This window comes from Legionella genomosp. 1, assembly GCF_900640215.1.
In the GTDB taxonomy this organism is placed as follows: Bacteria; Pseudomonadota; Gammaproteobacteria; order Legionellales; family Legionellaceae; genus Legionella_C; species Legionella_C quinlivanii_A.
Genome location: NZ_CAAAJH010000005.1, coordinates 151,447 through 164,857, shown reverse-complemented (window position 1 = coordinate 164,857; position 13,411 = coordinate 151,447). Strand labels below are relative to the sequence as shown.

The following is a 13,411-nucleotide window of genomic DNA, read 5'->3' as shown; positions in this document are numbered from 1 at the left end:
CGAAAATAAGTTCAATTAGCAACTGAACAGCAATCCAGGCCTGTCATTTCAATCATTTTTTTAGTACAGCTCCCCAGTCATTCCCGTCGTTTAACCTATAAAGCGCTTTGATTTAATTGAATATGCTCAACATCCTGCTACACTTACCCATTCAACTTACTTATTGGAGAAATCATGGCTTTTTCACTCCCTCCACTTCCTTATGCAATGGATGCTCTGCAACCCCATATTTCCAAAGAAACTCTCGAATATCACTATGGTAAACACCATAATGCCTACGTCACCAATTTGAATAAATTAATTCCCGGCACCCAGTTTGAGTCCATGTCTCTGGAAGAAATTATCAAAAACTCAACAGGCGGCATATTTAACAATTCAGCCCAGGTGTGGAACCACACGTTTTACTGGCACTGCCTGAGCCCACAGGGTGGCGGAGAGCCTACTGGACAATTAGGCGAGGCGATTAACAAAACCTTCGGGTCTTTTGCGGCTTTCAAAGAACAATTTACCCAGACAGCGATTACTACCTTTGGTTCTGGCTGGGCCTGGCTTGTTCAGGACAATGCCGGTGATCTCAAAATCATCAGTACCAGCAATGCAGGCACGCCGATGACTGATAATTTAACCGCCCTGCTCACCTGCGATGTCTGGGAACACGCCTATTATATCGATTACCGCAATGCACGACCGGATTATGTGAACGCATTCTGGTCATTGGTGAACTGGGATTTCGTAAGCAAGAACATGCGTTAATTCAGGAGTTCATTTTTAATTTAAATACTGCTATTTTAGGGGCGATCGATATCGTTCTCGTTCGCCCCGATATCTCTCAATTCCTGCATTAATCCATGCAGCAGCTCGAATAACCTGGAAAAGGAATATCATGGCAATAATTACCAGTTACAGCCCAATGCCAATTTCATTCACTCATGGAGAGGGAGTATGGCTGTTTGATGAGAATGGAAAAGCCTATCTGGATGGTCTAAGCGGCATTGCCGTTTGTGGACTGGGGCATGCGCATCCTGATGTCACTCGAACTATTCAGAATCAGGCGGCAAAACTTTTACATACTTCCAATGTGTTTCATATAAAAGAGCAGGAACTTCTGGCTGAACGGCTGACCAAAATGACCGGCATGCAGCAGGCATTTTTTGCCAACTCGGGTGCAGAAGTCAATGAAGCGGCTATCAAACTGACTCGTTTGTACGGGCATAAAAAGGGCATTGAAACCCCTTCAATCATTGTCATGGATCGTGCCTTTCACGGAAGAACCATGGCAACATTAACCGCTTCCGGCAGCAGAAAAGTGCAGGCAGGATTTGAACCGCTGGTTCCAGGTTTTATCCGCGCCCCCTTTAACGATATTCAGGCGCTGAAAACCATTGCTGAAAACCGCGACGATATCGTTGCCGTCATGCTTGAGCCTATTCAGGGTGAAGGCGGCATTTTTCCAGCAGAAAATTCTTATCTGCGCGCAGTATCCGATTTATGCCATCAACATGACTGGCTACTGATTCTCGATGAAATCCAGTCAGGGAATGCAAGAACCGGCAAATTGTTTGCTTTTATGCACGCAGGAATTCAGCCGGATATTCTGACTACGGCCAAAGGGCTTGGCAACGGCATACCCATTGGAGCCTGCCTGATGAGCGGCAAAGCCTGCGACTTGTTTAAGCCAGGAAATCATGGCTCCACTTTTGGAGGCAATCCATTAGCCTGTGCAACAGCACTTACTGTTCTGGATGTAATCGAAAGAGATAAGCTCTGTGAAAAAGCGGCTCATGATGGAATGCAGCTGCAGGACAAACTGATGCGTAGTCTGCATGAGCATCCGGGAATTCGTGCCATTCGTGGTCGCGGTCTGATGCTTGGTATTGAAATTGACAAACCGGCCAGCGATGCCCGCCTGATTGGCCTGGAGAATGGAGTTCTATTTAATGTGACGGCTGAGAATGTCATTCGGCTTCTACCGCCGCTAACTATCACCGAAGAAGAAATGGATGAACTGGTGAAGCGTTTAAGTAAAACAATTTATCAGTTTTATGGAATGTAATAATCCGGCTTTCTCCTGCCCTCACTGTTATTAATTAAGCTTACTTCTATATTAGAATGTCTTCCCCGCTAAGACGGGGAATCCTCTCTGAGCTAGCTATAATGCCAATTGAGGAATGGATTCCCGCCTTCGCGGGAAGGACATAATTTCCTTAACTTAACGGCAGTGTCTCCTGCCCTGACCGGCTTGGGAAAGCTTGCTTCCCAGCTAGCCTGTAAGATTATTGCAAGGGGATCTCTTTTCCTGACAAAACGATGCTGTCCGCATGTTGCATATTTAAGTATTCGCTGCGCATCGCCTGCAATATTTGCTGCAAGGTTAAAAACTCATAACTGAGCTGAAAATACAATTCCGCGCTTTGATTTTCCTGCAGTTCTCCCACTGTAAGATAGGCGGCCTTTCCCATATCTGAAAAATAACGGAGGCTGACATGCCTTTTCTGAGCCATTCCGGGGAACAAACCGCAGAATAATAAGCTTTTATCCCCTACATCCCTTAGCAATTCAACTTGCTTATGCCGGGTGGAATTCATGGACTCGAGAAAATCCATCGCAATTACCGATTCAATCAGTTTGGGGCCTTGTGAAAAACGCATTAACAGAAAGACCAGATAACTTTCAGTTGTTTCATTTAAGACCATCTGCGTTGAGGCTTGCGCTTCATTCACCAATGCATGCCATTGACTAAGTTCTGTGGGATGCAATATCAACTTCTTCATGAATGGCTTCCTTTTTTTGTACTTGTCATTGAAAGTTTAGCAAAGTGCATACCAAAAGATTAAAATTTAGGCATGAGCCGAAAGAAAAATCATGCTGAATAAAGTATTTGAATAGCAGCGCTTTAAAGCGCAGAATATAAAAAAAACATGCATTTTTATATTATTTTTCAATAAGTTAATTAATCGTTTTTACTTGAACCCTTCTCTGTTTTTTCCTAAACTGAAATTTTGCATCGCTTGGGTGTTGCAATGTATAAACGCATATTCGCATTCCTGTTAAGCTTCCTGATTCTCAATTTATATGCCAGTAACCAGCCAGATTGTGATGGGACTACAGCAAACCCCTGTCTGATTCAGGATACCATGCCGGAGACTATCGCATTGGCCTCGATGCGGGATTTATCGCAAATTATTCAATTTAAGAAAGAAGAGCCCTCTGCCTTGTGGGTTTCCGCAAGTGCTAATCCCAATTTGCAAGGCTGGCTTCAACTGGCAAGCTATATCACGGCAAAAAGCAATGACGAAGCATCGCAACGCATCGTTCTGGATTTAAGACAGGAAAATCATGCCTATCTGAATGGTAACTCCATCACTCTTTCTGACACTCATAACTGGATCAACCTTGGTAAATCCACTGAACAAGCGGAACAGGCAGAACTGGATTGGCTTAAAGATCTGGGTAAATCCGAAGTTATTTCAGGAATATTGACTCCTGATCAATTCCTGGAACAGAGTTTTGACGCGGGTTTGACAGTTCAGGTCGAATCATTGAGTAACGAAAAGCAACTGGTGAGCAGTTTAGGCTTCGTTTATTACCGTTTAGCGGTAAGTGACCATCAGAGGCCCAATGATGAGATTGTCGATGAATTTGTCAGCTTTATTGATCATTTGCCGCCGCAAACCTGGCTGCATATTCATTGTCGTGGAGGGAAAGGACGCTCCACAACGTTCATAGTGATGTATGATATGTTAAACAATGCAGCTGAGGTGAGTTTTGATGAAATCATTGCCCGCCATGCCGCCGTTCCCCCTTACTATGATCTAGCCAATACAAGCCGTTCCGATAGCGAGCTGACTCATTATTTTGTTGAGCGCTATCAATTTCTTGATTATTTTTATCATTATTCCCAGGCACGTCTTGGAGGTTACTCAGGCAGCTGGTCGGAATGGATAAACCAGCAAACTATAGTAAGTACCTCCAAGCTGCTGTGATTTATCAGACAAGTTTATCAAAAAAGGAATAATCAATCTGGGCATCGGGGAGATTTAAACCAATGGGTAAAACAAAACTCTTCAAAAGGGCATGCCAGAAATCAGAATATAAATAATTCTGCAGGGGATGCTCTGCTTCTATGGGAAAACAGGGGCCGTGATTAACTTCCAGCAACCAGACCCGCCCATTGCTATCCACCATAAAATCCACACCAAATAAAGCAAAAGTTTTTAATGTGAAACGGGTAAATGCCTGTGGGTAGCGTTGTTTCAGGGCCCGGACCAACTGTGAAACAATCTGCTGGATTTGTGGATAAAGAGTTGGGAAAAATTCAAAACGCTCAGAGGGAATCTGAATGACATTGCTTTCCTCTTCATGCAAGTGTTCATTAGTCAGGTGGGGGCGCAAATCGCTGAATTGTTCAGGAGTGTAGGGGTGGCGGGATACATTGAGGTAGCCACGAGGAAAGAGATAGGCGCCGGCATAATTACTGAGTACCAGAAACATGCGAATACTGTATTTACGTTGATCCCTTAATAAGTGAGGCTGGTTAATGTATTGCTGCAGTACATGCTCTCCACCAAGGCGCTGGTTACTGGAGAAATGGGTTTCCAGATCAGCGAGACTATTAAAAATTTTAATAAATTGCCCATTGTTTAACAAGGAAGGCTTTAAAATCCATACAGAATCTTGCTTTCTAAAGCTGTCTTGATTAAGAAATTGCAAAATAACAGGCCAATTCTGATCATTAATGATAAAAGTCGGCATCATGACCTGCGGACAATATTCAGCAACCAAATCGCTCAGGCAGTGTTTGAATTCGAGACACTGCGCCGCATTTTCATCAAACTGCAGATTGGCGTCACTGAAATGAGCCATCCATTTGAATCTGGCAGGCATCCAGCCCGCTTCAAGCAGGTAATAATTCAAATTAAAAAAAGTGGGACTTATCGTTTCTTTAAACAGAAAACGTCCCGATTTTAATCTATTCATTACACAATTCCGGATCCTTTTCGTTTAACAGGGATTTGGCTGCAGAACTCTGTTTAATAATTAAAGAAGATAATATACCTGCGAGCAAGCCCCAGAATGCCGCACTGATCCCAAAAAAGTTAAGGCCTGAAGCAGAAACCAGAAAGGTCAGTAAGGCCGCTTCGCGCTGTCTGTCATTATCCAGAGCCTCTTTGAGATTGGACGCCAGCGTACCAAATATAGCCATACCGGCAACCGCCAAAACCAAAGTTGAAGGGAATGCTGAAAATAAAGCGACAATAGTGGCGCTGAATAACCCCATCATCAGATAAAACAGGCCTGCACTCATTGTGGCACGATAGCGTCTTGATGCATCAGGGTCAGCCTCTTCATTCGCACAAATGGCTGCAGTGATCGCGGCGAGATTCAAACTGAAGCCGCCAAAAGGAGCCATCAGCAAATTGCCTGCCCCCATAATGCTAACCAGTCTTGAAACAGGAGGATTAAACCCCTCCGCTCTTAATACCGTCAGGCCAGGGATATTCTGGGATGTCATAGTGATGATAAACAGGGGCAAGCCTACGCTGAAGAATACTGACCAGGAAAATTCAGGCCAGGTAAACACAGGCCCTGAAAAGCTCCAATGAACAGACTGGAAACGAAGCTCACCCTGTAAAGCAGCCACTGCAATGCCCAGCAACAAGACGACAAGCAATACATAGCGAGGATAAAAACGCTTTCCGAGAATATAGGCCACAAGCATCACTAAAACCATCAGCTGGGCATCCTGTAATGCAAGGAATACATTCAAACCGAAATGCAGGAGAATGCCGGCAAGCATGGCAGAAGCCAGTTCCCCCGGTATACGGGCCATGAAGCGCTCAAACCAGCCGCTTATACCAGCCAGAAATATCAATAATGCAGAGCAAATAAAGGCGCCCACGGCTTCAGACAAGTGCAGCCCTGTCAGGCTGCTTGCCAAAAGGGCTGCTCCCGGCGTAGACCAGGCTGTCAGAATAGGCATGCGGTAATACAGCGAAAATCCAATACAACTTAACGATACGCCCACTCCCAAAGCAAAAATCCAGGAAGCTAATTCCGCAGTGGAAGCATGCACAGCGGAAGCGGCCTGGAAAAGGATAGCAGCCGAGCTGGTGAAGCCAACCAGAACCGCGATGAATCCGGCAGAGAGATGAGAAAGAGAAAAATACGATCGCATGCTTGGATTCCTATTAAAAACACTTTAGGTATGTTATGATGGATGCGCTATAACGCGCAGGACCCAAAGCATAGCATTGTGCGTTATAACGCTCAAGTTTTTATTATCAGACTCTCGTATCAGGTTCTCCACCCGGATACGAGAGTGCTTTAATAGGGGAACCCTGTGGACGAGTTAAACCAGCGTATTGGAATACGCCTGCGTGAGTTGAGGCAGCACTATGGATGGAGCCTTGATAAAGCAGCCCAGGAAACCACTGTCAGCAAAGCCATGCTGGGACAAATTGAGCGTTTTGAATCATCACCTACCGTTGCCACCCTCTGGAAAATTGCCAGTGGCTTTCGAGTTTCCTTTTCCTCTTTTTTAGAAGAGCCTGCTGAGGAATCAGCCAAACTGTTTCTCGAAGGAAGTACCAGTGCCTGGGAACACAGTGACGAGCTTATTAAAGTTACCCCCCTGTTTCCCTTCGACAGACATTTGCATGTGGAAATATTCAAGATCGAACTACTCCCTGGCTGTGAGCAGCATTCGGGAGGCCATGAGCCTGGCGTAGTCGAACATGTTATTGTGATTGACGGCGCTTTAGATGTGTTAATTGATCAACAATGGAAGCAGCTTACTAAAGGGGAAGCAATCCGTTTCGCTGCTGACCATGCACATGGATATCGCAATTTAAGCGATGAGACCGTTTATTTTCACAATATTATCCATTACCCTCACTCTGCTTTTGTATTAGAAAAATCCATTTAGAGCAATTAATCTATACTATCTACAAACAAAGAACTCAATAACGTAAAGATTGCATCAAGAATCTGTCGTCCTCTTTTTGGAAAAACTGGCTATGCTATGATTAATGTATACCGTATTTCATGAGAATTACCACAATGTCAGGTACTACCCAGTCTAGCAGCGCTGAAACCGTTGAAACCGTTTCAACCCCGGCTCCCACTACAACAAGCCCCGAGCCAGAGAGTACAGTTGCCGCTCCTGCGCCAACTGTCAGCAGTGATACCGCTTCCAAAACCGAGGAAACGAATAAAAAAGCCGCTCAGGATAAAGAAGTTAATGCAGCGCTTGCCGCAGAAGCCGCCAAGGCCAAAACCACAATGGCCCCAGCACAGCCCGCCAATACCGCGGGCGTAAAAAAAGAAGATAAAGCAGCGCCTGCCGCGGAAGAATCTTTTTTTCATCAGGAAGTGGATAAAAATGCAGATCCCTGGATGCAGATGATTCAGGAATGGATGAACCTTATCAATGACCTCAATGCCCAGTTTACCGACTTTGCAGCAGATAAAATCAAAGGCGCTGCCGCCACCGGTAAAGTACTGGGAGGCCAGGCAGTTGATTCGATAGCCGCCCAGATAACCAGCTTCTTCAATAAGTCTAATAATAAACAACCTGCCGAACTTCCACCAGGCCAGGAAGCTAAGCCTAAACCTGATGAGGGCCTGGCCCTGGATGCAGATCATAATATTTCAATGGGAGTGGTGAAGCCGGAGATGGAGTCCCCAGAGGATATCCTGGCGACCTCCTACTTATATAATCCCGGTCCTGAAACCGGGAATACCGGTGACGAACCCGATTTCGGTGAAACTCAAATCCCAAAAGCGGATATGCCTTTGCCAACACCATCACCACAGGAAAGTGCTTCCTTATTCGAAGAGGATGATGAACTTTTTGAAATGAGCGAACTCCCGGAGTCCCCAAAGGATATTCTCGCCAGTTCCTTTACGAATGAAGCCGATTTTCAGATTGGGGATGCTGTCAGCGTAGAAGCTGATGACAATAGTTCCTCGCTAATGACTTCCATAGACGATGACGCGGTGAAGAATTCAGTAGCGGAAGAAGTACCAGATCTGCCTGCCCCCACAGCTTAGATCAATAAAAATAAATAGTTTGTTTGCGCCGGCTACAGCATAAAAAATGGCTATGCTATGATTAATGAATATGATGTTTCTGACGAGATTTTAAAGAATGTCCGGATCTACCAGTAATACAGCGCAGACTGAAGAGAACAATAAAAAAGCTCGGGAAAATGAAGCAAACGCTGCGCTTGCCGCCGAAGCTTCCAAAGCAAAAATGGCGGTCGCCCCAGTTGCGCCTGCAAAAGGAGCTGCCCCAGAGAAAGACGATAAAGAAGCTCCCGCGGCAGAAGAAGGGCATTTCTTTAGTGTAACAGTCGACAAGAATGCCGAACCTATGCAGCAAGTGGTACAGGAACTGTTGAATATGGTTCTTGAAATGAACCAAATGACGACTGATTTTGCAGAGACGAAGCTAAAGGGAGCTGCCCAGGGCGCTAAAGCGCTCGGAGGGCAGGCCCTGGACGCTTTGAAGCCCAAACTCTTGAGCGGTGTCGATGCAATCAGGAATTTCGTCAATCCTCCTCCCAAACCGGCTGAACTTCCTCCTGGCCATGAAGCCAAGCCCACGCCTGATGCGGGGCTCTCGCTGGGCCCGAGGCACTCTATAACAATGGAAGAGATGGAAGAGCCGGAGGATATTATTGGTTCTTCTTATTTATACAATTCCAGTGCTGATTTTTCAGACACTGGCGACAGTCCTGATCTCGGAGACACCCAGGCACCTAAAGCGGATATGAGCTCGGTAATGCTCCACGATCCGGAACAGCAAATCACCGTCGAACTCACTGCCGAAAAATTGCAGACCTGGTTAAATAAAGTGGACATCACCCCAGCCCCTGAAGGTGAAAACCCTTCTATCAAGCTTGGACAACGGGGGTTGCAGCAAGCAAAGGATGTCATCAACTTTCTAAATACCCCGGCAGGCGATACCACCAAGGAAAAAGTTGCTACTGAACTGATGCAGGCCGTAGAACAGGAAAAAGCCCGGGAAGAAATGCAACGAGAAGAATTGCTGCAGCAACAGCGCCTGGCCGCTTTTCTCGTGCATATAGCACAACAGGATGAAGACAAGATTGCAGAAAGAAACATCCAGATGCAGGAAGCGATTGACCAGAAAATACAGCAGGACAGGCAACATCAACTGGCCGATACTGACTCCGCCTCTGTCAAAGCAGAAAAAGAAGCCGAACTGGACGCAAGGATTGATGCCTATGACGCTCAGATAGGCGAATTACAGAAATCAATTGATAATCTCAATAAAGATATCGAAGCGACCAATAAAGAGATTGAGCGTTTAGAAAAGAATACAGAAACGATTGATGCAAAGCATGATGCCTATCAGGCTAGCGCCGACAAAGTGAAAAAATATGATCCAAAAGATCCCGCTGAACGGGCAAAAATCGAGAAAGGTCTCGCGGATTTGAAAAAAGAGATCGCAAAGGATATGGATAAGATCGCCGAAGAGGCAGGAACTGTATCCCCGGAACAAACCAAAGCTGATATTGCCAAGGTGAACGCTAAACAGGTGGAGGTAGCAGCCACGGAAGATATGCTTGCTGTTTACAAGGGCGAAAAATCTGCCTATAAGGCAGACGGGACCCCGACTTCTGACTTCAATGACACCGCCTATGTGGCACCCAAAGGAAAAAGTATATTAAAAGGCGATGATGGCAGTCTTTATCTGGTCGATAAAGATGTCACCGACTTGAACAGTTTAAGTGCTTCGCAAAAGCAGCAGGCGAGCAGCGATTTTAATCGCGCCAAAGGCCAGATGACCAGCGTAGAGGATGTCATTAAAAATAACAGAAGCGGTGAGCATGGCTTAAATAACCAGCAATTAGGTGCCGCAAGACAAACCCAGCAGACCCAGCTTAGCCAGCTGTCAGAAATGCGCATGCAGATACAAAAAGCACAGGAAGAAAAAACCCAGACCCAACAGGAACGAAATAATCTTAGAAATCCCTCTCCTGCACCCGGCAATTCAAGAAAGCTATCCAAAGCCGAGGTCGACCAGGCCACAACGGTATTTAACAAAATGCTTAACCGGGTCGCGGATAACTACAGTGATGGAGGCATAAAGGCCTTGCAAAACCAGGTGGTGAATACTTTTGGAAAAAATCCGCAAACCGATGCCCTGCTTAAGCAGATTCCCCAAGGTCAGCCCATTGATCCGGCGAGTATCAGACAATTAACCCAGCAATTCCGCTCCTGCGGCACGGCACCTGATGCGTCCATGCAGGCAACGGCCGAGGCAGATCAGCAAAATCAGCAACGTGTTGGGCCTCGTTGATTTAGGCAATAGGTCATTCATCCCCTCACAAATCAGCATTGTTCCATAATAGAACCATGCATTAACGTGTAGTCTTTGCGAACGAAGCGAAGCAATCCAGATCGAACCTTGAAGAAAGTAGGAACTGGGTTGCTTCGCTGACGCTCGCAAAGACGGTTTTAGTTCGCCTATCCTCATTTATGCAACAACGCCTGACAAATCGCCATTAGGATTGTGACCGCATCTAGTGTATAATGTAAGCACAATTAATTACTACACCGCCGCAAGAATCCAAAAAGAGTATTTTTTGGCAAAATGGGCTTATAAGCCTGCAGCTGTGCATCGTTATTCGTCCTGAACAAGGTTTTTTATGATTGAGAAGATAAGAAATATAGCCATTATCGCGCACGTGGATCATGGTAAAACGACATTGGTTGACAAATTATTACAACAAACTGGTACGCTGAATGAGCGCGGGCCTAAAGTGGAACGCGTCATGGACTCGAATGCCCTGGAAAAAGAACGGGGTATTACCATTCTGGCCAAAAACACCTGTGTGTACTGGCGTGATTATCAGATTAATATTGTGGATACCCCTGGGCACGCCGACTTTGGCGGTGAAGTGGAGCGAATCCTTTCTATGGTAGATAGCGTGCTGCTCTTAGTCGACGCCGTAGACGGCCCTATGCCGCAAACGCGCTTCGTCACTCAGAAAGCCTTTGCCCGTGGATTAAAGCCCATTGTCGTAATTAATAAAATTGATCGTCCCGGTGCGCGTCCACATTGGGTTATGGATCAGGTATTTGATTTGTTTGACAATCTGGGAGCAACTGATGAACAGCTTGATTTTCCGGTTGTTTATGCTTCCGCACTGAATGGCTATGCCATGCTGGAACTGGATGAAGAAGCCAGTGACATGAACGCCCTGCTGGAAACTATCGTCGATCGCGTGGCTCCGCCAGACGTAGATGAGAATGGCCCCTTCCAGATGCAGATCAGTTCGCTTGATTACTCTTCCTATGTCGGAACCATCGGCATTGGCCGAATTACTCGCGGCAACATCAAGGCAAAATCACCGGTCAAGATCATTGATAAAGACGGCGCTATCCGCAGCGGTCGTCTGTTGCAGCTCCTTGGCTTTAAAGGTCTGGAGCGGGTTGAGGTCGAAGAAGCCAGCGCCGGCGATATAATCGCGGTAACCGGTATTGAGCAGTTAAATATTTCCGATACCCTCTGTGATCCTAATAACGTGGAAGCCTTAACGCCGCTGACAGTGGATGAGCCGACTATCAGCATGACCTTTCAGGTTAATGATTCTCCCTTTGCCGGTCAGGAAGGCAAGTTTGTAACCAGCCGCAAGATTCGCGAACGTCTGCAAACTGAATTGCTGCACAATGTCGCCCTGCGGGTGGAAGATACGGCTGACCCTGACAAGTTCAAAGTGTCAGGCCGCGGCGAACTCCATTTATCCATTCTCATTGAAAATATGCGCCGCGAAGGCTATGAGCTGGCCATTTCCAAACCAGAAGTGATCATGCGCGAGGAAGATGGCGTGATGCTTGAACCTTACGAGCGTTTAACGGTTGACGTTGAAGAAACGCATCAGGGCAGCATCATGGAAAAACTCGGCGAACGCCGCGGGGAACTGCAGAATATGCTTCCCGATGGGAAAGGCCGTGTTCGCCTCGATTATCTGATTCCGACTCGCGGCCTGATTGGCTTTCACACCGAGTTTTTATCCAGCACCTCCGGTACCGGTCTTAATTATCATGTGTATGATCACTATGGTCCGGCCTTTAAAGGCCGTCTCGGCAAACGGAACAACGGCGTCATGATTGCGAATTGTCAGGGGGCTGCGAGAGCGTTTGCTCTGTTTAACCTGCAGGATCGCGGCCGTTTATTCATCGAACCGCAAGTAATGTGTTATGAAGGCATGGTGGTTGGAATCCATTCCCGCGATAATGATTTGGTTGTGAATGTCACCAAGGAAAAACAACTGACCAATATTCGCGCCTCAGGCAGCGATGAGAATATTTTGCTGACGCCGCCAATAAAACTCAGTCTCGAACAGGCTCTGGAATTTATTGATGACGATGAATTGGTTGAGGTAACGCCGCAAACCATCCGTATCCGTAAAAAGGAATTGAAAGAAACCGATCGTAAACGCAGTTCTCGTGCTAATGTTGAAGAATAACATTTAACTTTGTCATTGAGATGATGAAACAGAAATTTCAACGCGTGATTTTATATGCACGTCAACACCGCGCCAATCAGGGGGTCAATGAAACCATACAGCGTTTGATTGATTTCCTGGCCAGGCAAGTTGAAACCTTTGTTGATACCGATACCGCAGACCATTTCGATACCGGTCTGCCGGTACTATCCCGAATTCATATGGGTAAAAAACAGGATTTAATCGTGGTCGTTGGCGGGGATGGCAGCCTGCTGTCCGCCGCAAGAATGGCCATCGGGGTTGATGTACCAGTTATTGGGATTAATAGAGGCCGCCTTGGATTCTTAACCGATATTCTTCCTTCCGAACTTGAGAAACAGATTAAGCCGGTTCTTGATGGCGAATATTATGAAGAACGGCGTTTTTTGCTGAGGACGCGAATTCATGACCAGGATAACACCTACTTTCAAGGCAATGCCTTGAATGATGTGGTCTTAAGCCGTGGCAATGAAACCCATCTGATTGAATTTGACGTTTACATTAATCAACAGTTTGTCAGCCACTATCGCTCAGACGGAATGATTCTTTCAACCCCTACCGGCTCAACGGCCTACTCATTATCCGCAGGCGGCCCCATTATGCATCCGCAACTCAATGCCATTGTCTTAGTGCCGATGTTCTCTCACAGCTTAAGTTCGCGTCCGCTGGTCGTTGATTCACAGGTTTCAATCGATCTGGTTATCAGCAACTCCAATGAGTCAGATCTGCGAATAAGCTGTGACGGTCATGAGTCAAGGCTGGTTAAACCAGGGCAGCAAGTGAATATTGAAAAAAATGCGCAATGCCTGCGCCTCTTGCATCCGCTTGACTATCACTATTATGATACACTACGCATTAAATTGGGTTGGGAATCCAAGCATCAGGGATAA

At 46.2% G+C, this 13,411-nt stretch carries 11 protein-coding genes; 8 read left to right on the top strand and 3 right to left on the bottom strand.

Annotated features, from left to right (window positions below; genetic code table 11):
- Positions 1-174: 174 nt before the first annotated feature.
- Complete coding sequence (gene sodB, locus E1O89_RS07095; RefSeq protein ID WP_133139555.1) at positions 175-753, top strand: superoxide dismutase [Fe]; 579 nt, start codon at positions 175-177, stop codon at positions 751-753.
- A 130-nt stretch (positions 754-883) separates the two neighbouring features.
- A complete protein-coding gene (locus E1O89_RS07090) occupies positions 884-2,053 on the top strand; it encodes an aspartate aminotransferase family protein (protein ID WP_133139554.1) in 1,170 nt (389 codons plus the stop codon).
- Between the two features lie 220 nt (positions 2,054-2,273).
- Here the strand turns inward: E1O89_RS07090 and E1O89_RS07085 are convergent, their stop codons facing one another.
- The gene (locus tag E1O89_RS07085; protein ID WP_112218894.1) at positions 2,274-2,771 is read right to left on the bottom strand and encodes a hypothetical protein; all 498 of its coding nucleotides are present in this window, start codon (positions 2,769-2,771) and stop codon (positions 2,274-2,276) included.
- A gap of 249 nt (positions 2,772-3,020) precedes the next feature.
- Here E1O89_RS07085 and E1O89_RS07080 point away from each other — a divergent pair, with 249 nt between their 5' ends.
- The gene (locus E1O89_RS07080) at positions 3,021-3,983 is read left to right on the top strand and encodes a tyrosine protein phosphatase (protein ID WP_133139553.1); all 963 of its coding nucleotides are present in this window, start codon (positions 3,021-3,023) and stop codon (positions 3,981-3,983) included.
- 4 nt (positions 3,984-3,987) lie between these two features.
- Here E1O89_RS07080 and E1O89_RS07075 read toward each other — a convergent pair whose 3' ends face one another.
- The gene (locus tag E1O89_RS07075; protein ID WP_133139552.1) at positions 3,988-4,977 is read right to left on the bottom strand and encodes a YheC/YheD family protein; all 990 of its coding nucleotides are present in this window, start codon (positions 4,975-4,977) and stop codon (positions 3,988-3,990) included.
- Positions 4,970-6,175: a benzoate/H(+) symporter BenE family transporter gene (locus tag E1O89_RS07070; RefSeq protein ID WP_133139551.1), complete on the bottom strand. Its 1,206-nt coding sequence runs from the start codon at positions 6,173-6,175 to the stop codon at positions 4,970-4,972. The genes E1O89_RS07075 and E1O89_RS07070 overlap by 8 nt, the downstream gene beginning before the upstream one ends.
- Positions 6,176-6,361: 186 nt before the next feature.
- Here E1O89_RS07070 and E1O89_RS07065 point away from each other — a divergent pair, with 186 nt between their 5' ends.
- The 5 genes from E1O89_RS07065 to E1O89_RS07045 all read left to right on the top strand — a co-directional run bounded on the left by E1O89_RS07065 (position 6,362) and on the right by E1O89_RS07045 (position 13,411).
- Positions 6,362-6,925, top strand: coding sequence for a helix-turn-helix domain-containing protein (locus E1O89_RS07065; protein ID WP_410054763.1), 564 nt, complete (start codon positions 6,362-6,364; stop codon positions 6,923-6,925).
- A 134-nt stretch (positions 6,926-7,059) separates the two neighbouring features.
- Positions 7,060-8,052, top strand: coding sequence for a hypothetical protein (locus E1O89_RS07060; protein ID WP_133139549.1), 993 nt, complete (start codon positions 7,060-7,062; stop codon positions 8,050-8,052).
- A 97-nt stretch (positions 8,053-8,149) separates the two neighbouring features.
- Complete coding sequence (locus E1O89_RS07055; protein WP_133139548.1) at positions 8,150-10,330, top strand: hypothetical protein; 2,181 nt, start codon at positions 8,150-8,152, stop codon at positions 10,328-10,330.
- A gap of 349 nt (positions 10,331-10,679) precedes the next feature.
- Complete coding sequence (typA, locus tag E1O89_RS07050; RefSeq protein ID WP_133139547.1) at positions 10,680-12,503, top strand: translational GTPase TypA; 1,824 nt, start codon at positions 10,680-10,682, stop codon at positions 12,501-12,503.
- 23 nt (positions 12,504-12,526) lie between these two features.
- Complete coding sequence (locus E1O89_RS07045; RefSeq protein ID WP_112218886.1) at positions 12,527-13,411, top strand: NAD(+) kinase; 885 nt, start codon at positions 12,527-12,529, stop codon at positions 13,409-13,411.